Raw genomic sequence first — 18,576 nt, forward strand, 5'->3', positions numbered from 1 at the left:
ACCGGCAGCGTCACGCGGATGTAGTTCAATGGCAGAACATCAGCTTCCCAAGCTGAACACGCGGGTTCGATTCCCGTCATCCGCTCCACCACTGCCCTGCTAGCCGACGAGCACGTCCTCCGGCTGCGGTTCCGACCACAGGTAGCCCTGCCCGATCATGCAGCCCAGCTCCAGGGCCCGCTCCGCCTGGTCGACGGTCTCCAGCCCCTCCAGCACCACCGTCTTGCCCAGCTCCACGGCCAGCCCGGCGATGGCCCGCACCACCGCGGCGCCGGACCGGGTGTGCAGCGCCGCCGCCGTGCTCCGGTCGATCTTCACGCCGTCACAGGGCAGGTACACCAGGTGCTCCAGGGTGGACACCCCGCTGCCGAAGTCGTCCAGCACGATGCGGAAGCCGAGCGCGCGCAGCTGGTCCAGGAACGCCACGTTGGCCGGGCTGGCGGCGATGGCCGCGGTCTCGGTGAGCTCCAGCGACACTGCGCTGGGCGGCAGGCCGGACGCGGTCACCGCGTCGTGGATGCGGTCCACGCACCCGGGGTGCTCGAAGTGCCGACCGGAGACGTTCACGGTGATCCGCAGCTCCGGTGACGTCTGCCGCCACCGCTGGGCCACCACCGCCGCCTGCCGCAGCACGGCCAGGTCGAGGTCGATGATGAGCTCGCTGTCCTCGGCCAGCGGGATGAACTCCGCGGGCGGCAGCACGCCGCGCGTGGGGTGGTGCCAGCGGGCCAGCGCCTCGTAGGCCACCACCTCGCCGGTGGCCAGGTGCACCAGCGGCTGGAAGTAGGGCAGGATCTGGCCCTCGTCGATGGCCACCGCGAGCTGGTAGACGTCGGTCTGCGGCCGGCTCGGCCCCACCCGGCGCAGCAGGTCCAGCTGCTCCTCCAGCACCGAGCCGAACTGGACCAGCCGCCGCAGTGCCTGCTCGGTGGTGTGCCGCTCGGCCACGTCCACCAGTGCCAGGGTGCCCACCACCAGGCCCTCGCGGCCCACCAGCGGGATGCCGATGTAGGACCGCGCGGCCGCCGTGCCCACACAGGGCTGCTGGGGGTAGCCGCGGGTCGGGAGGTCGCTGATCGCCAGCGGTTGCCCGGTCCGCACCACCACGTCGCAGGGGGTGGCCGAGCGGGGCTGGGGCGGTGGCGGCGCAGTGCCCACGCTGATCAGCGTGTGCTGCTCGTGCTCGTCCAGGATGTTCACCGCCGCCACCGGGTAGGTGACCGACTCCGCGGCGAGGAACAGCGTGGTGCGCAGGGCCGAGGAGGGAGCAGCGAGGTCGAGGTAGCGCCGGGCGGAGTCACTCTGCCGACGAACATCGAGCTCGCGCATCCGCTGCCTCTCCACCGTCAGCCACCACCAGGGGCTAACAGTATGTACACACCGTCACTCATACGGGCCGATTTGTGGCGTGGTCGCCCTGTCGGTCAACCTAGGTCGTCCGGGCCAAAAGCCCTGAGCTGGTCCGCTCCGGCCCTCGACCGGTGGGCTCAGCCCACCCAGTGCAGGCGCAGCTGCTGGCCGGGGCGCACCTGCGCGGCGCGGTCGACGTCGGCGTCGAGCACCACCGCCACCACCGGGTAGCCGCCGGTCACCGGGTGGTCGGCCAGGAACAGCACCGGCTCCCCACCCGGGGGCACCTGCACCGCCCCGCGCACCAGCCCCTCGCTGGGCAGCTCCTCGGTGCGCGAGCGGGTGAGCCGGTGGCCCTCCAGCCGCATGCCCACCCGGTTGCTGCGTGCCGACGCCGTCCACGCCCGGGTGGTGAGCGCGTCCACGTCGGCCACCCACCCGGCGCGGGGCCCACGCAGCGCCCGCAGTCGCACCAGCCCGCCGCCGGGCACCGCCACCGCGGCCTGGGCCACCTCCGGGTAGGCCTCCGGAGCGGGGCCCACCGGAAGCACCACGCCGACCGCCAGCGGGTCCGGCCCCAGCCCGGAGAGCACGTCGGTGCTGCGCGAGGACAGCACCGCCGGCACGGTGATCCCGCCGCGCACGGCCAGGTAGGTGCGCAGCCCGGCCGCCGGCGCACCCAGCCGCAGCACGCTGCCCGCGGGCAGGCGCAGCACCGCGTGGTGGCCCACCGGGGTGCCGTCCAGCACCGCCGGCGCCGCGGCCCCCGCCAGCGCCACCAGCAGGTCCACCTCGGCGCGCACCTGCAGCCCACCCAGGGTGGCCTCGATGGCCGCGGCGTCCTCGGGGTTGGCCACCAGCCGGTTGGCCAGGCGCAGGGCGGCGCGGTCGGCGGCGCCGGAACGGCTCACCCCCTGGGCGGCCAGGCCCGGCCGGCCCAGGTCCTGCACCAGCGCCAGCGGTCCGGTGGCGAGCACCCGCAGCGCGGTCACGGCCGCTCCACCGCCACGAACCGCACCTGCCCGCCAGGGTGCAGCAGCGCGGGCGGGTCGCGGTCGACGTCCCACAGCACCGCGTCGGTGCGGCCGATCAGCTGCCAGCCGCCGGGCGAGGACCGCGGGTAGACACCGCTGTGCTCGCCGGCCAGCCCCACCGAGCCCGCAGGGACCCGCTCCCGGGGCTCGTCGCGGCGCGGCACGTGCAGCCGAGGGTCGCCACCCACCAGGTAGGCGAAGCCGGGCGCAAAGCCGCCGAAGCCCACCCGCCACAGCGAGCCGGTGTGCGCAGCCACCACCTCCGCCGGGCTCAGCCCGGTCAGCCGCGCCACCTCCGCCAGGTCGGGCCCGTCGTAGACCGTGGCCAGCTCCACCACGTCGCCGGCACGGGCCTGCGCCAGCCCGGGCTGCACCTGCAGCTGCTCCAGCCGCCCGCGCAGGGCGACCAGGGCGGCGGGGCCGCGGGCGTGCAGCACCACCGTGCGCGCGCCGGGCACCACGTCCAGCACGTCGTCGAGCTCGCGCGCCGCGGCGGCGAGGGCGTGCACCACCTCGGCGTCGGCCGGCTCCAGCAGCAGCGCCGTGTCACCGAGGGCGTGCACCTGGAACACCACCGGCCTCCCCCCGCTCACGTCAGCCCCGCACGAAGGCCGCCACGTCGACCTCAGCCTCGCGCAGCGCCGCCCGCACCGCCACCGCCATCGCCACGGCCGCCGCCGAGTCCCCGTGCACGCACACCGACTCCGCGCTCACCCGCACGTCGGTGCCGTCCACCGCCCGCACCACACCCTCCTGCACCACCCGCACCACCCGCTCCGCGACGGCCGCCGGGTCGTCGAGCACCGCGCCCGGCGAGGTCCGCGGCACCAGCTGACCGTCGGACAGGTAGCCGCGGTCGGCGAAGAACTCCGGCACTGCCCGCATCCCCGCGGCCTCGGCGGCAGCGAGCAGGGCCGAGCCGGGCAGTCCCAGGATCGGCAGGGTGGGGTCGTAGTCGCGGACGGCGGCCACCACCGCGGCGGCCTGGTCGGTGTGGTGCACCACGGCGTGGTAGAGCGCGCCGTGCGGCTTGACGTAGCGCACCTGGGTGCCGCTCACCCGGCACATGCCCTCCAGCGCGCCGATCTGGTAGAGCACGTCGTCGGCCAGCTCGGTGGCCGAGACGTCCATGAAGCGGCGGCCGAACCCGGCCAGGTCGCGGTAGGCCACCTGGGCGCCCACCTCGACCCCGGCCGCCGCGGCCAGCGCGGCGGTCTGCCGCAGCGTGGAGGGGTCACCCGCGTGGAAACCGCAGGCGATGTTGGCGCTGGTGACCGCGGCCAGCACTGCCTCGTCGTCGCCCAGCACCCACCGGCCGAACGACTCACCCAGATCGCTGTTGAGGTCCATCCGCCCAGTCTCGCCGACCGTTGGTGTCGCCCTGCTCCTAAGTAGATGCGTCCCGCATCACACGCATGGCACTATCAGGCAGGTGATGTCACTGCGGAAGCTCACCGTCCCCCTGACCGCGATCCTCTGCGTCGGCCTCGTCGGCTGCGGCTCGAGCAGCGACGACGACGTGGCCCCCGCGCTGCCGCCGGCCTCCTCCACCGCCGCCGCCAGCCCCACCGCGGCCGACCCGGCCGCACCCGGTCCCGCTGCGGCCGACCCGGGGGCACCCGCTCCGGGTGCGCCCGCCGCCCCGGGAGCGGCTCCGAGCGCGGCTCCGGGTGCCCCGGCGGCCCCTGGGGCACCGGCACCGGCACCGGCACCGGGCACCGGCGCAGGCGCGCCCACCGCGGCAGCCCCCGCACCAGCGCCCAACGGGGCCGCCCAGCCGCCGGCACAGGCCCCGTCCACGCTGCCCGCGCCGGCTCCAGCCGGCGCCGGCGCCCTGCCGCAGGTGGACACCGATCCCGCCAAGGCCCTCGCCAACGCCGGCCCCAAGGGGCAGGCCTACCTGCAGGCCCTCGCGGCCGGTGGTGTTCCCGGCAACGAGGCCATCAACGGCGTCTACATCCTCTTCGCGCAGGCCACCTGCCAAGCCAAGGCGCGTGGCGACTCCCGCCAGTCGATCCTCACCCAGTTCGACCAGATCGGGACCATGCTGGCCCCCACCACCAAGAAGTCCTCCCGGGAGATCTCCGAGCTGTTCGTCGGCTCGGCCGAGCGGACCTACTGCTAGTCCCACCCTGCCCGCACGGGACAGGGCCGGTGGAGCGATAGCGTCGGGGCATGGATGCCGACGCCTGGGACGAGCGCTACGCCGACAGCGACCTGGTGTGGGGTGCTCCGCCCAACCGCTACGTGGTCGAGCACGCCACCGCGCTGCCCCGCGGGCGGGCGCTCGACCTCGCCTGTGGGGAGGGGCGCAACGCCCTGTGGCTGGCCACCCGGGGCTGGGACGTCACCGCGCTGGACTTCTCCCGGGTGGCGCTGACCAAGGCGGCCGAGGTCGCGGCGCGCTCCCCCCGGTCGGTGGTGTCCCGGCTGCACTGGCAGCAGGCCGACGTCACCGCCACGGAGCTGCGCGGTCCCGGCGAGGCGCCCTACGACCTGGTCCTGGTGGTCTACCTGCACCTGCCGCGCGAGCAGCGACGCGCGGTGCTGGCCGCGGCCTGCGCCGCCCTCGCCCCCGGCGGACACCTGCTGGTGGTCGCCCACGACTCCACCAACCTCACCGACGGCTACGGCGGCCCGCAGGACCCAGACATCCTGTTCACCCCCGCCGACGTGGCTGCGGAGCTGCCGGCAGACATGACCCTGGTCACTGCCGCCCAGCCCCACCGCGAGGTGGACACGCCTGACGGCCTGCGGATGGCGATCGATGCCGTGGTGGTCGCGCGCCGGAGCGCCCAGGGTTAGTGGTTGCCGTGGTTACCGGTCGGTAATATCCTCTTGTTACCGGCGGGTAGTGAATGCTGCTCCGTCGACGATCCATCCCACCTGGGCCGACGAAACGGGAAGAGCATCACGATGGGCCACTACAAGAGCAACCTCCGCGACATCGAGTTCAACCTCTTCGAGGTGCTCGGTCTCGGCGACCGTCTCGGCAAGGGGTTGTTCAGCGACCTCGACGAGGAGACCGTGCGCGACATGCTCGGCCAGGTCCGCGAGCTGGCCGAGGGTCCGCTCGGGGAGTCCTTCGCCGACGCCGACCGCAACCCGCCGGTGTTCGACCCGGCCACCCACTCGGTGACCCTGCCCGAGTCGTTCAAGAAGTCCTTCCAGGCGCTGTGGGACGGCGAGTGGTACCGGATGGGCCTGGCCGAGGACATCGGCGGCATCCCCGCTCCGCGCACCGTCGTGTGGGCCATCGGCGAGCTGGTGCTCGGCTCCAACCCCGCCGCCCACATGTACATGGCCGGCCCGAGCTTCGCCCAGGTGCTGTTCGAGGAGGGCACCGAGGAGCAGAAGAAGTGGGCGGCTCTCGCGGTGGACAAGGGCTGGGGCGCCACCATGGTGCTCACCGAGCCCGACGCCGGCTCCGACGTGGGCGCCGGCCGCACCAAGGCCATCCAGCAGGACGACGGCTCCTGGCACATCGAGGGTGTCAAGCGGTTCATCACCTCCGCCGACAACGACCTCTTCGACAACATCTACCACCTGGTCCTGGCGCGCCCCGAGGGCGCGAAGCCGGGCACCAAGGGCCTGTCGCTGTTCTTCGTCCCCAAGTTCCACTTCGACCCCGAGACCGGTGAGCTGGGCGAGCGCAACGGCGTCTACGTCACCAACGTCGAGCACAAGATGGGCCTGAAGGTCTCCGCCACCTGCGAGGTGACCTTCGGCGACACCGACGTGCCCGCCAAGGGCTGGCTGGTCGGCGAGGTGCACAACGGCATCGCGCAGATGTTCAAGGTCATCGAGAACGCCCGCATGATGGTCGGCACCAAGGCCATCGCCACGCTCTCCACCGGCTACCTCAACGCCCTGGACTACGCCAAGGAGCGCGTGCAGGGTGCCGACCTCACCCAGATGAGCAACAAGGCGGCGCCGCGCGTCACCATCACCCACCACCCCGACGTGCGTCGCAGCCTGATGATGCAGAAGGCCTACGCCGAGGGCCTGCGTGCGGTGTACCTCTACGCGGCCTCCTTCCAGGACGAGATCATCGCCGGCGACGGCAACGACACCGACGTCACGCTGGCGGAGCGGGTCAACGACCTGCTGCTGCCGATCGTCAAGGGCGTGGGCTCCGAGCGTGCCTACGAGCAGCTCGCGCAGAGCCTGCAGACCCTGGGTGGCTCCGGCTACCTGCAGGACTACCCGATCGAGCAGTACATCCGGGACGCCAAGATCGACACCCTCTACGAGGGCACCACGGCGATCCAGGCGCAGGACTTCTTCTTCCGCAAGATCATCCGCGACAAGGGCGCCGCGCTGGGCTTCGTCGCCGGGGAGATCCAGAAGTTCATCGAGGCGGAGTCCGGCAACGGCCGCCTCAAGGAGGAGCGGGCGCACCTGGCGACCGCGCTGGCCGACGTCCAGGCGATGCTCGCCGCGATGACGAGCAACCTGATGGCCGCCCAGGACGACGCCAAGAACCTCTACAAGGTGGGCCTGGCCAGCGTCCGGCTGCTCATGAGCGTGGGCGACCTGCTCATCGGCTGGCTGCTGCTGCGCCAGGCCGAGGTGGCCCTGGCCAAGCTGGACGGCACCATCAGCGCCAAGGACACCGCGTTCTACAACGGCAAGGTGGCCGTGGCCTCCTTCTTCGTCAAGAACGTGCTGCCCGAGCTGACCGCCAGCCGGCAGATCGTGGAGAACACCGACAACGACATCATGGAGCTCGACGAGGCCGCGTTCTGATCCCGCGCCTCCGCTAGCCCGCTAGCAAGACCGCACTCAGGGCCCGCAACGTCCCGGCAGCCGCCGGAAAAGGACGTTGCGGGCCCTGAGTGCGTTGGCGACTAGATGCAGCGCTGGACTAGATGCCGCGTGGACTAGATGCAGCGCTGGATTAAATGCAGCGCACGATCGGGCTGGGGTCGTAGACCACGGTGCGGGTCTTGCGGGAGAGCTCCTTGCCCGTCGTGCTGTCGCGCACCACGCGGGTGTCGGTGGTGGTGAAGCCCTTGGCTCCGGCCGAGGGGGCGCAGTCCTTGCCCTTGGGCAGCTCGATCACCTTGGGGTCGGTGTAGCTGCTCCGGCCGCCGTTGATCGACTCCACGTCCACCGTCTTGGTGCCCCACAGGCGCACCGTGATCGAGGTGGCGTCGCCGAAGGCCTCGATCAGCACCCCGGTGCTGGTGGGCACGCTGAACTTGAGGTCGATGGCGCCCTCGTAGACGGTGGCCTCGCGGCCCGCGGGGTAGCGCGAGATGTAGTAGCTGTGCTCGGTGTGGGCGACGTCGGTCATCCCGGCGAAGTAGGAGGCGTTGTACAGCGTGGTGGCGAACTGGCTGATGCCGCCACCCACCGCGTTGCCGGCGTGGCCGTCGATGATGACGCCGGAGTCGACGTAGCCCTGGGCCGTCCCGCGCGGCCCGGTGTGGCCGTTGAGGGAGAACGTCTCGCCCGGCTTGACCACCGCCCCGGTGACCTCCTTGGCCACCTGGCGGATGTTGACGCCGCTGGCGTAGGAGAAGCCGCCGCTGCGGAACTCCCCGATCACCTCCTTGATGCCCAGCCCCTCGGCCTGGGCGGTGGTGAACGACGCCTGCTTGGGGGCGTAGACCGCCTGCAGGGGCTTGCGCTCGGCGACGACGACCTTCTCCAGCCCCGCCAGCGTCTGGGCCCAGTCGATGGCGACGCCGTCTGAGGAGGGCACCACCTGCGGAGCCCCGTCGCGGAGCACGACGGTGGCGTCGGTGGGCTTGGTCTCCGTCTTGGCCAGCTGGGGTGCCAGCACCCGGGTGGCGCCCGCCACGTCGACCTTGGGTCGCAGCCCGCCGTCGCCGTCGGCCTCGAAGCTGAGCACGGTGGCGATGGCGTCGGGGCGCAGCGCGGCGCTGGCCCCTCTGCCCTCCACCACGACGCTGGTGGCGACCGCGGTGCGCGCCACGGCGAGGGCACTGTCGACCGCGGCCTGCGACACCGACACCTCCTGGCGCGTCACCGGCAGCGGCACGGGTGTCTCGTCCAGCCACCCGTCGACCAGCGCGGTGGCGGCCCCTGCCGCATCGAGCTGCTGCCCGGCGCGCGGCGCCTCGGCCACCGGAGTGGCGCCGTCGAAGCGGACACCGCCCTCGGCGACCGGCCGGTCGGTCTGGCCGCGCAGGCCCTGCACCGCCCGGTCGAGCTGGGCCCGATCGGTGGTGGTGACGATGCCGACGTCGATGGTGCCCACCACCGAGCGAACCCGGGTGACGGGGCTGAGCGGCTGGGAGCCGGCCTGCTCCAGGGTGGCCGACCAGTCCACGCTGAGCCCGGCCGTGGTCGGGTCGAGCGTGGTGCTGACGTCCCCGGCCTGCACCGGCACGGGCTGGCCGGAGCGTGGGGTCAGCTCTCGGCGCAGCTTCTCCTCGGCGGCAGCGGTGTCCAGCCCGCCGACCTCGACGCCAGCCACCCGCACGCCGCGAGGCACCTCGCCGCGAGAGCTGAGCAGGTCGGCCGTGTAGGCGATGCCCAGGACCGCCAGCACGACTGCGGCGCCCAGCGCGACCTTGACGGCCACCCTGCCTCGAAGCTCGCTGCTGTCGGACACGCGGTACTCCCCAGATCAAACGGACACTTGACCTGATCAGCGTACGGGGGACAGGGCGCACAGACCGGCGTCCATCTCAGGAACACCGCGGAGCGGGCACTGGAAAGCTCCGCGCTGCTGCCAAGTCGGGGTAGGCAGCAGCGCGGAGCTATCAGGTACATCGAGGGCGGGTCTGCCTGCGTTACACATCAGTTGAATTTTCTTTTGTCGACGCGTGCGTCAGCGTGACGTGCCGGTCTGCGCCCGGTCAGGCAGCCCGGCCGGCCAGGAACCGGCCGAAGTGCGGGACGGTGAACGCGACGAAGCCCCGCTCGGTGGCGTAGACGAGCCCCTTCTTGAGCAGGCTGTCCCGCGCCGGGGACAGCGACGACGCCTTGCGGCCGAGGTGCTCGGCCACCTGCGCCGTGGGCACCGCCTCGTCGGGCGCGCCACGCAGGTCGGCCAGCTCGGCCATCGCGTAGAGGTACTCCCGCTCGGCGGGCGTGGCGCGCTCCAGCCGGGAGCCGAAGAACCCGACCGCCAGCTCGGCCTCGGCCTCCGGCCCGGCGATGGCCACGTCGGCGGCGGTGATGCTGGCGCCGGGGGCGGCGTCCCAGGCGGCCTTGCCGTAGGCCTGGACGAAGTAGGGGTAGCCACCGGAGGTCTCGTACAGCGCGGCCAGGGCGTCGTCGTCGATGTCGGCGTCCTCGCGCTGGATGGGCGCGCGGATGGCCTGCTCGGCGGCGGCGGGGTCCAGGCGGTCGATGCGCAGGTAGCGGAACAGCCGCTCGGAGTAGGACTTGCTGGCGGCGAGCACGCTGGGCACGTGCGGCAGGCCCGCACCCACCACCACCAGCGGCGCCCCGGACTGGCTCAGCTCGTGGCAGGCGGCGCACATCGCCGAGACGTCGTCGATGCCCAGGTCCTGCATCTCGTCGAGCAGCAGGACCAGGCCGGTGCCCACGTCGGCGGCCAGCTCGGCCACGCAGGTGAACAGCTCCACCAGGTCGATCTCCATGTCCCCGGAGTCGGCACGCCCGCGGGTGGCGGGAACGTCGATGCCGGGCTGCCACTTGTCCCGCATCCCGGTGCCCTCCGGGTTGGCCTTGAGCGCGAACGCCTTGAGCACCCCGAGCACGTCGTCCACCCGGTCGGGCGCACGGTGGCGCACCGCCAGGTCGCGCACCGCCCGGTGCAGCGCGGCGCTGAGCGGGCGCCGCAACGGCGAGCCCGCCTTGACCTCCACCTTGCCGCTGGCCCAGCCGCGGTTGAGCGCCCGGGAGCGCAGCTCGCCGAGCATCACCGTCTTGCCCACCCCGCGCAGGCCGGTCAGCACCAGGCTGCGCTCGGGCTTGCCCCGCGAGACCCGCTCCAGCAGCACGTCGAAGGCTTGCAGCTCGCGGTCGCGTCCGGCCAGCTCGGGTGGGCGCTGGCCGGCGCCGGGCGCGAAGGGATTGCGTACGGGATCCACGCTCGGACAGTATCGGCCAATCTAGAGGCCCACCGATAGGCGCGCAGAAAGAGCACGCCCTGGACCTGGGGACGCCGAACGGCGCGGGCGGGACGGTGGTCACCGTCCCACCCGCGCCGTTGGTGGAGTGGTCGCGCTCAGCGCTCCAGGATCGCGGTGACTCCCTGGCCGCCGGCGGCGCAGATGGAGATCAGGCCGCGGCCCGAGCCCTTCTCCGCCAGCAACTTGGCCAGGCTGGCCACGATGCGCCCGCCGGTGGCGGCGAACGGGTGGCCCGCCGCCAGCGAGGAGCCGTTGACGTTGAGCTTGGCGCGGTCGATGGAGCCGAGCGGACCGTCCAGGCCGAGCTTGGTCTGGCAGTACTCGGGGTCCTCCCAGGCGGCGAGGGTGGCCAGCACCTGCGAGGCGAACGCCTCGTGGATCTCGTAGAAGTCGAAGTCGCCCAGCTTCAGCCCGGCGCGGGCGAGCATCCGCGGCACCGCGTAGGTGGGGGCCATGAGCAGCCCGTCCTCGCCGTGCACGAAGTCCACCGCCGCGGTCTCGGAGTGGGTGATCCACGCCTGCACCGGCAGCGAGCGCGACGTGGCCCACTCCTCGCTGGCCAGCAGCACCGCGGACGCGCCGTCGGTGAGCGGGGTGGAGTTGCCCGCCGTCATCGTCTGCTTGGGCCCGTTGCCGAACACCGGGTTGAGCTTGGCCAGCTTCTCCACGCTGGAGTCCGGGCGCAGGTTCTGGTCGCGGGAGAGCCCCATGAACGGGGTGACCAGGTCGTCGAAGAACCCGCGGTCGTAGGCGGCCGCCATCTTGTGGTGGCTGGCCGCGGCGAGCGCGTCCTGGTCGGCGCGAGAGATGTTGAACTTCAGCGCGGTCTGCGCCGCGTGGTCACCCATCGACAGGCCCGTGCGGGGCTCACCGTTGCGGGGGATCTCCGGCACCACCTGGCCGGGGCGCAGCGAGCCGAGCAGCTTGAGCCGGCCGACCGTGCTGGGGGTGCGGTTGAGCTCCAGCAGCACTCGCCGCAGGTCCTCGTTGACGGCGATGGGCGCGTCGCTGGTGGTGTCCACCCCGCCGGCGATGCCCACCTCCTGCTGGCCGAGGGCGATCTTGTTGGCCACCTGGATGGCCGCCTGCAGCCCAGTGCCACAGGCCTGCTGGATGTCGGTGGCCGGGGTCTCCGGCGAGAGCGCGCTGCCCAGCACCGACTCACGGGTGAGGTTGAAGTCGCGGCTGTGCTTGAGCACGGCACCGGCCACCACCTCGCCCAGGCGCTCGCCCTGCAGGCCGAAGCGGCTCACCAGGCCGTCCAGGGTGGCGGTGAGCATGTCCTGGTTGGAGGCGCGGGAGTAGACGCCGTTGGAGCGGGCGAAGGGGATGCGGTTGCCGCCGAGCACGGCGACGGGGCGTCCGGCGTTTCCGGCCGGCGCCGTGGGGTTGCTGCGGGCAGGCTGTGTGGCCACGGTTCATCTCCATTGCTCGGCGCTGTGGGGGTTCGGCGCTGTGGGTTCGGCCCTGGTGGACTCGACGCTGTAGCTACTGATGGGTATTCTTACCCGCCAGTAAGTTCCTTGTCGACCCAAGCCTCACCCGAGCGAGAAGGTGCACCCTGTGACCTCGACCCAGTCCAGTCCCCGCCAGCCCTCCGACCGCTACTCGCAGCTGATGGCATCCGGACCGGGCAGCTTCCTCGCCGGCCAGCTCGGGCTGCCGCGCCCGGAGCAGCTGCGTCGTCACGACCCCAGCAAGCCCCCGCTGCCCGGCCCGGTGCTGCTGGGCGGGTCCGGCCGCCTGGTGGAGCCGCTGCGCGAGCTGTTCTCCAGCGCCGACTACGGGCTGGCCACCGACGCCGACAAGTACGGCGCCCTGGTGTTCGACGCCACCGGCATCACCCACATCGACCAGCTCGAGGAGCTCTACAGCTTCTTCCACCCGGTGATGCGCAAGGTCGCCCCGTCGGGTCGCCTGGTGGTCATCGGCACGCCGCCGGAGGAGACCGACTCCACCCAGGAGCACATCGCCCAGCGCGCGCTGGAGGGCTTCACCCGCTCCGCCGGCAAGGAGGTCAAGCGAGGCGCCACCGTGCAGCTGGTCTACGCCGCACCCCAAGCTGACCCCTCCGCGCTGGAGTCCACCCTGCGCTTCCTGCTCTCGGGCAAGTCGGCCTACGTCTCCGGGCAGGTCATCCGGATCGGCGCGCACGGCTCCACCACCAACGCCGAGGCCGTGCCCCGCAGCTGGGACAGCCCGCTCGCCGGCAAGGTCGCCGTGGTCACCGGGGCCGCCCGGGGCATCGGTGCCGCCATCGCCGAGGTGCTCAGCCGCGACGGCGCGCACGTGGTGTGCGTGGACATGGCCGGCGCGGGCGAGGCGCTGTCCAAGACCGCCAACGCCGTGGGCGGCAGCTCGCTGGCCCTGGACGTCACCGCGGCCGACGCCGGCGCCACCCTGTCCGCGCACCTGCTGGAGCGCCACGGCGGTGCCGACGTCATCGTGCACAACGCGGGCATCACCCGGGACCGGACGCTGGCCAACATGGACGCCGACCGCTGGAACGCCGTCATCGGCGTGAACCTGGCCGCGCCGGAGCGCCTCACCGCCGAGCTGCTGGAGTCCGGTGCGCTGAAGGACGGTGGCCGGGTGATCGGCGTGGCCTCCATCGCGGGCATCGCGGGCAACAACGGCCAGACCAACTACGGCACCTCCAAGGCCGGCGTCATCGGACTGGTGGAGGCGCTGGCCCCGGAGCTGGGCAAGAAGGACATCACCATCAACGCCGTGGCACCGGGGTTCATCGAGACGCAGATGACCGCGGCCATCCCGCTGGTGGTCCGCGAGGCCGGCCGGCGGATGAACTCGATGACTCAGGGCGGGCTGCCCATCGACGTGGCGGAGACCGTGTCGTACTTCGCCAGCCCGGCCTCCTCGGCGGTCACCGGACAGGTCGTGCGCGTGTGCGGCCAGAGCCTGCTGGGGGCCTGACGTGCAGACCGAGACGCTCAGCTCCTCCCCCGGCCTGGCGCAGCCCTACCTCAAGGCCGCGCTGGCCGCGCTGCCGCTGCCCGGTGGTCGCCCGCAGGCCCTGCCCGAGCGAGAGCTGCGGCTGGACGGGGTGACCGTCGACCGCAACCACCTGGCCGAGTACGCGCAGGTGTGCGGCTTCCGGCTGAGCGAGACCCTGCCGGCCACCTACCTGCACATGCTGTCGTTCCCGATGAGCATGAAGCTGATGACGGCCGGTGACTTCCCGTTCCCGCTGCTCGGGCTGGTGCACGTGGCCAACCGCATCGAGACCACCCGGCCCGCGCTGGCCGGGGAGAGCTTCGACCTGAGGGTGCGCGCGACCAACCTGCGTCCGCACCGGCAGGGCCGCCAGCTCGACCTGGTCACCGAGGCCCGGGTGGGCGAGGAGCTGGTCTACACCGGCACCAGCACCTACCTGCGCAAGGGCGCCGGCAAGTCCGACACCGCCGCCCCCGCACCCAAGGTGGGCGTGGACGACGAGGTGGAGCCCTCAGCGATCTGGAAGCTCGACGACGGCCTGGGCCGGCGCTACGCCGCGGTGTCCGGCGACCGCAACCCCATCCACCTGCACGCCCTGAGCGCCAAGGCCTTCGGGTTCCCCCGAGCCATCGCCCACGGCATGTGGAGCGCGGCCCGCTGCCTGTCCGCGCTGGAGGGGCGCTTGCCCGAGGCGATGGACTACACGGTGGCCTTCCGCAAGCCGATCCTGCTGCCCTCCACCGTCGCCTTCGCGGCGGAGCAGACCAAGAACGGCTGGAACGTGGGACTGCGCAACGCCACCAAGGGCACCGCCCACCTGGGCGGGCAGATCACCCAGCGCTAGCGGGGGGCGGCGGCCCCGGTGCGCTCGGCCGGCTCGGTGCGGTCGGCCGACTCGGTGCGCCGCCGCCCGCCCAGGCCGTGCCAGGCGAAGTCCACCAGCAGCTCCGCGGTCACCACCGGGTCGGCGGCCGGGTCGTCGAGCATCCGGTCGATCAGCGCCTCCGCGGCGCCGACCAGGGCGACGGCGAGGCTGTCGAAGTGTGCAGCGGGGTGGTTGCCCCACGCGGAGCGCTGCAGCAGCTGGGACACCGCCGCCGCCGCACCGTCGTGCACCTGGGACACCTGGGCGGCGAAGGGCTGCTGCAACCGGGCGCGCCGGTAGAGGACGAGCCAGCTGTCGCGGTGCTCGGCGGCGAAGGTGAACACCGAGGTGATGCCGTTGGCCAGCTGCTCGCGGGGCGGCAGGTCCGGGTCGACCGCGGTGAACACCGCCGCCAGGAAGCGTTCGGCCTCCCGAGTGATGCACGCGGCGAACAGGTCCTCCTTGGAGCCGAGGTAGAGGTAGAGCATGGGCTTGGAGATCGCCGCGGCCTCTGCGATGTCGTCCATGGCAGCATCGTGAAATCCTTTGCGGGCGAACACCGACACCGCAGCGTCGAGCATCTGCTGCTCCCGGACCGCGCGGGGCAGCCGCTTGCTCGCGCTCATCGCTCACCTCTCCCTGCGTGTCGCCAAAGACCTTACCCACAGGTAATGTTACTCCGCAGTAAGGTGTTCTCCGGTGCCGCACCGCTCCATCCCGCTGCCCCGGGTACCGCACGCCTCCGAAGGGACGAACGCCCATGTTCTCGCTCGAGCTCAGCCAGGAACAGACCGAGCTTCGCGACTGGGTGCACGGCTTCGCCGCCGATGTCGTCCGGCCGGCTGCCCACGAGTGGGACGAGCGGGAGGAGACTCCGTGGCCGATCCTGCAGGAGGCGGCCAAGATCGGCCTCTACGGCTACGAGACCATGGGCACCCTGCAGGCCGATCCCACCGGGCTGAGCATGCCGATCTTCAACGAGGAGCTCTTCTGGGGCGACGGCGGCATCGGCCTGGCCATCATGGGCACCGGCCTGGCCGCAGCGGGCATCGTGGCCGCGGGCACCCCCGAGCAGATGATCGAGTGGGTGCCGCAGTGCTTCGGTGACGTCAACGACCCCAAGGTCGGCGCGTTCTGCTCCTCCGAGCCCGAGGCGGGTTCGGACGTGGGCAACATGCGCACCCGCGCGGTCTATGACGCGGCCACCGACGAGTGGGTGCTCAACGGTCTCAAGGCCTGGGCCACCAACGGCGGAGTCGCCAGCGTGTTCGTGGTGCAGGCCGTGGTGGACAAGACCCTCGGCTCCCGCGGGCAGGCGGCGTTCGTGGTGCCCGCCGGCACCAAGGGCCTGGAGGTGGCCAAGAAGCTGAAGAAGCACGGGCTGCGCGCCTCCAACACCGCCGACGTGTTCCTGGACGACGTGCGCATCCCCGGCGCCAACCTGCTGGGCGGCAAGGAGAAGCTCGACGCCAGGCTGGCTCGGGCGCGGGAGGGCAAGAAGGGCGGTGGCCAGGCGGCCATGGCCACCTTCGAGCTCACCCGCCCGACCGTGGGCTCCATGGCGGTGGGCATCGCCCGCGCCGCCTACGACTACGCCCTGGAGTACGCCAAGGGCCGCGTGGTCTTTGGCCGGCCGATCATCGAGAACCAGGCGATCGCGTTCACCCTGGCCGACATGAAGACCGAGATCGACGCCGCTCGCCTGCTGGTGCACCGTGCGGCGTGGATGGCCAAGAACGGCGTGCCCTTCGCCGCGGCCGAGGGCTCGATGAGCAAGCTCAAGGCCGGTCGTGTGGCGGTCTGGTCCACCGAGCGCGCCATCCAGATCCTGGGCGGCGTCGGCTACACCCGCGAGTACCCGGTGGAGCGCATGCACCGCGACGCCAAGATCTTCGACATCTTCGAGGGCACCGAGCAGATCCAGCAGCTGGTGATCGCGCGCGCCATCTCCGGCGTGCACATCCGCTGACCCTCGCTCTCCTCCCCTCTCCTTGCGGGGAGGACGGGGTCCCGCTGGCTGCTGCTGCGGGGTTCAGCGGGTCCGGGCGGCACGGACGTCCGCCCGTCGTGGCACCAGTGCCCCGCATCACGGCCGTGAGGCGGGGCAATAATGGCCGGGTGGCGGATCCGGTGGAGGGCGACCTGCGGGTGACCGCGCGGCTGGCGGTACCTGCGGCCGAGCTCACCTGGCGGTTCTCCCGCTCGCAGGGTCCCGGCGGGCAGGGCGTCAACACCACCGACTCGCGGGTGGAGCTCAGCGTCGACCTGAGCACGTTGAGCACCGTGGACGCCCACCAGCGGGAGCGGCTGCTGCACCGACTGCACACCCGCACCGTGGACGGCGTGCTCACCATCGCGGCGTCGGAGACCCGCTCCCAGCTGCGCAACCGCGAGGCCGCCCGGGCCCGGATGGCGATGCTGCTGGCGCAGGCGCTCGCCCCCGACGCCCCGCCGCGCCGCCCCACCAAGCCGAGCCGGCGGGCGCGGCAGCGGCGGGTGGACGCGAAGGTGGCGCGGGGACAGACCAAGCGGTTGCGCGGCCGGCCCGACTACTAGCCGCCCCGAGGGCTCAGAGGGCTGCCGTCGGCCGGTCGAACATCGCGTACTCGGCGAGGATCTCGGCACGCTTGTCCTCGCGCAGCAGCGCGTAGCAGTCCTCCTCGCGCACGTAGATCGGGTCGTCCACCAGCCAGCTCTCCCGGCGCAGCCGCATCTTGTCGATCTTGCGGGTGGCGGTCACCGGGACGTCCTCCACCAGCCGCACGTAGGTGGGCGCCCACTTGGTGCCCATGTCGGGCTGCTCGGTGAGGAACTGGTAGAAGGCCGCGGGCGAGAACTGCTCGCCGTCGGCCATGCTCAGCGTGGCCATCACCCGGTCGCCGGTGCGGCTGTCGGGCACGGGGTACACCGCCACCAGCAGCACCCCGGGGAATCGCGCCAGCACGCGCTCGATGGGGGCGCTGGCGAAGTTCTCGCTGTCCACCCGCATCCAGTCGCCGGCGCGACCGGCGAAGTAGAAGAAGCCGTCCTTGTCGCGGTAGCCGAGGTCGCCGGAGCGGTAGGCGGTGCCGTCGAGCCGAGCCGCGGTGGCCTCAGGGTTCTTGTAGTAGCCCTCGAACATCATGGCGCCCTGGGTGTTCACGATCTCGCCGATGCACTCGGCGGAGTTCAGCAGCTTGCCGTCGACGTCGAACTCCGCCGGCGGGCACTCGTTGCCGTCGGGGTCCTGGATCTGCACGGGCATCACCGCCGGCGGCGTGCCCAGGGACCCGGGCGGGGCGTCGGGGCCGTGGCTGATCACCACCGCACCCTCGCTGGAGCCGTAGCTCTCCGTCGGCGCCACCCCGAAGCGCCGCTCGAACTCCGCCCGGTCCAGCGGCGCGGCCTCGGTGCCGAACGCGGCGCGCAGCCTGGTGCGCTTCTCGTCGGGGTTCTCGGGCTGGTGGAGCAGGTAGGCGAGCGAGCGGCCCACGTAGTTGAAGAAGGTGACGCCGTAGCGCAGCACGTCGGGCAGGAACCCGGAGGCGGAGAACTTCCGGCGCAGCACGAACGTCCCGCCCACCAGCGCCGCGGGGGCGAAGCAGGCCATGATCGCGTTGCCGTGGAACATCGGCATGGCGTTGTAGGAGACGTCGTCGCGGGTGATGTGCATGACGTTGGCCGACGCCAGCATCGCCATCCGGCCGGTGCTGCAGATGACGGCCTTGGGGTTGCCGGTGGAGCCGGAGGTGAACAGCAGCATCAGCAGGGTGCGGGGGTCGCGCGCCTCGGCGGTGGGCTCCAGGGGTGCACCGCGGTGCCGCTCCAGCCGCGCCTGCCAGTCGGCGCCGTCGCACTCCAGCACCCGCTCGCTGGGCAGGCCCAGGTCGAGGCCCGCCAGCAGGGCCGCGCCGTGGGCGTCGGTCACCACCAGGTCGCAGTCGACGCCGCGGATGTCGGCGGCCAGCTCCTCGCCGCGGCGGGTGGAGTTGATCCCCACGACGGTGGCACCGCTGAGCGCGCCCGCGCCGATGAGGAAGAGGAACTCCGGCACGTTCTCCAGCAGCACGCCGACGTGGAACGCGCGCTCCGGGCGCCGCAGCTCCTGCAGCACGGCGGAGCGGTCGGCGCACTCCTGCACCAGCTCCCGCCAGCTCCAGCGCGAGTCCTCAAAGAGCAGTCCGTCGTGCTCGTCGTCGGCGCGGCGCAGCAGAACGTCGGCGAAAGTGGCGGGCGTCTCAGTCATGCGCTGAGCGTGGCAACCCGAGGGGCGTGGGCCAACCACGATCCCGCTGACCGGGCGGCGCTGACCAGG

At 72.4% G+C, this 18,576-nt stretch carries 16 protein-coding genes and 1 tRNA gene; 8 read left to right on the forward strand and 9 right to left on the reverse strand.

The window, feature by feature from the left end; all coding sequences use genetic code 11:
- The first annotated feature begins 14 nt into the window (after positions 1-14).
- Positions 15-88 (forward strand) — tRNA-Gly (locus AC3YNX_RS03175).
- Positions 89-99: 11 nt separating this feature from the next.
- Here AC3YNX_RS03175 and AC3YNX_RS03180 read toward each other — a convergent pair.
- The 4 genes from AC3YNX_RS03180 to AC3YNX_RS03195 form a co-directional block, all read right to left on the reverse strand.
- A complete protein-coding gene (locus AC3YNX_RS03180) occupies positions 100-1,329 on the reverse strand; it encodes a sensor domain-containing phosphodiesterase (RefSeq protein ID WP_127784281.1) in 1,230 nt (409 codons plus the stop codon).
- A 158-nt stretch (positions 1,330-1,487) separates the two neighbouring features.
- Positions 1,488-2,342, reverse strand: a complete 855-nt coding sequence (locus tag AC3YNX_RS03185) for a 5-oxoprolinase subunit C family protein (protein WP_489994574.1) — start codon at positions 2,340-2,342, stop codon at positions 1,488-1,490.
- Positions 2,339-2,959: a 5-oxoprolinase subunit PxpB gene (gene pxpB, locus AC3YNX_RS03190; RefSeq protein WP_489982563.1), complete on the reverse strand. Its 621-nt coding sequence runs from the start codon at positions 2,957-2,959 to the stop codon at positions 2,339-2,341. The genes AC3YNX_RS03185 and pxpB overlap by 4 nt, the downstream gene beginning before the upstream one ends.
- 19 nt (positions 2,960-2,978) lie before the next feature.
- Positions 2,979-3,734 carry a LamB/YcsF family protein gene (locus tag AC3YNX_RS03195; RefSeq protein ID WP_489994575.1) on the reverse strand — a complete coding sequence of 252 codons (756 nt, stop codon included), beginning with the start codon at positions 3,732-3,734 and terminating at the stop codon, positions 2,979-2,981.
- Positions 3,735-3,819: 85 nt separating this feature from the next.
- Between AC3YNX_RS03195 and AC3YNX_RS03200 the strand changes: the two genes are divergently transcribed.
- From AC3YNX_RS03200 to AC3YNX_RS03210, 3 genes are all read left to right on the forward strand, one after another.
- On the forward strand, positions 3,820-4,509 hold the full coding sequence (locus tag AC3YNX_RS03200; protein WP_489994576.1) for a DUF732 domain-containing protein: 690 nt from the start codon (positions 3,820-3,822) through the stop codon (positions 4,507-4,509).
- Positions 4,510-4,559: 50 nt separating this feature from the next.
- Positions 4,560-5,189 (forward strand): class I SAM-dependent methyltransferase, encoded by a 630-nt coding sequence (locus AC3YNX_RS03205; protein ID WP_489994577.1) that lies wholly within the window; start codon positions 4,560-4,562, stop codon positions 5,187-5,189.
- A 111-nt stretch (positions 5,190-5,300) separates the two neighbouring features.
- A complete protein-coding gene (locus tag AC3YNX_RS03210) occupies positions 5,301-7,133 on the forward strand; it encodes an acyl-CoA dehydrogenase (RefSeq protein ID WP_489982103.1) in 1,833 nt (610 codons plus the stop codon).
- A gap of 151 nt (positions 7,134-7,284) precedes the next feature.
- Here the strand turns inward: AC3YNX_RS03210 and AC3YNX_RS03215 are convergent, their stop codons facing one another.
- From AC3YNX_RS03215 to AC3YNX_RS03225, 3 genes are all read right to left on the reverse strand, one after another.
- Positions 7,285-8,970: a VanW family protein gene (locus AC3YNX_RS03215; RefSeq protein ID WP_489994578.1), complete on the reverse strand. Its 1,686-nt coding sequence runs from the start codon at positions 8,968-8,970 to the stop codon at positions 7,285-7,287.
- A 247-nt stretch (positions 8,971-9,217) separates the two neighbouring features.
- On the reverse strand, positions 9,218-10,420 hold the full coding sequence (locus tag AC3YNX_RS03220) for an ATP-binding protein (protein WP_127784288.1): 1,203 nt from the start codon (positions 10,418-10,420) through the stop codon (positions 9,218-9,220).
- Positions 10,421-10,557: 137 nt separating this feature from the next.
- Entirely contained in the window at positions 10,558-11,877 is a 1,320-nt protein-coding gene (locus AC3YNX_RS03225) for an acetyl-CoA C-acetyltransferase (protein ID WP_489994579.1), read from the reverse strand.
- 148 nt (positions 11,878-12,025) lie between these two features.
- Here AC3YNX_RS03225 and AC3YNX_RS03230 point away from each other — a divergent pair, with 148 nt between their 5' ends.
- A complete protein-coding gene (locus AC3YNX_RS03230) occupies positions 12,026-13,396 on the forward strand; it encodes a 3-oxoacyl-ACP reductase (protein ID WP_489994580.1) in 1,371 nt (456 codons plus the stop codon).
- Position 13,397: 1 nt separating this feature from the next.
- Positions 13,398-14,261, forward strand: a complete 864-nt coding sequence (locus AC3YNX_RS03235) for a MaoC family dehydratase (RefSeq protein WP_127784290.1) — start codon at positions 13,398-13,400, stop codon at positions 14,259-14,261.
- Here AC3YNX_RS03235 and AC3YNX_RS03240 read toward each other — a convergent pair.
- The gene (locus AC3YNX_RS03240; protein WP_127784291.1) at positions 14,258-14,908 is read right to left on the reverse strand and encodes a TetR/AcrR family transcriptional regulator; all 651 of its coding nucleotides are present in this window, start codon (positions 14,906-14,908) and stop codon (positions 14,258-14,260) included. The two genes, AC3YNX_RS03235 and AC3YNX_RS03240, sit on opposite strands and share 4 nt — an antisense overlap.
- A 134-nt stretch (positions 14,909-15,042) precedes the next feature.
- Between AC3YNX_RS03240 and AC3YNX_RS03245 the strand changes: the two genes are divergently transcribed.
- Entirely contained in the window at positions 15,043-16,251 is a 1,209-nt protein-coding gene (locus AC3YNX_RS03245; protein WP_127784292.1) for an acyl-CoA dehydrogenase family protein, read from the forward strand.
- Between the two features lie 149 nt (positions 16,252-16,400).
- Positions 16,401-16,838 carry an alternative ribosome rescue aminoacyl-tRNA hydrolase ArfB gene (gene arfB, locus AC3YNX_RS03250; protein ID WP_489982109.1) on the forward strand — a complete coding sequence of 146 codons (438 nt, stop codon included), beginning with the start codon at positions 16,401-16,403 and terminating at the stop codon, positions 16,836-16,838.
- Positions 16,839-16,851: 13 nt separating this feature from the next.
- Here arfB and AC3YNX_RS03255 read toward each other — a convergent pair whose 3' ends face one another.
- Positions 16,852-18,507: an AMP-binding protein gene (locus AC3YNX_RS03255; RefSeq protein ID WP_489982110.1), complete on the reverse strand. Its 1,656-nt coding sequence runs from the start codon at positions 18,505-18,507 to the stop codon at positions 16,852-16,854.
- Between the last annotated feature and the right edge of the window lie 69 nt (positions 18,508-18,576).

The sequence above is a fragment of the Rhodococcus sp. Z13_19A genome (assembly GCF_058133575.1).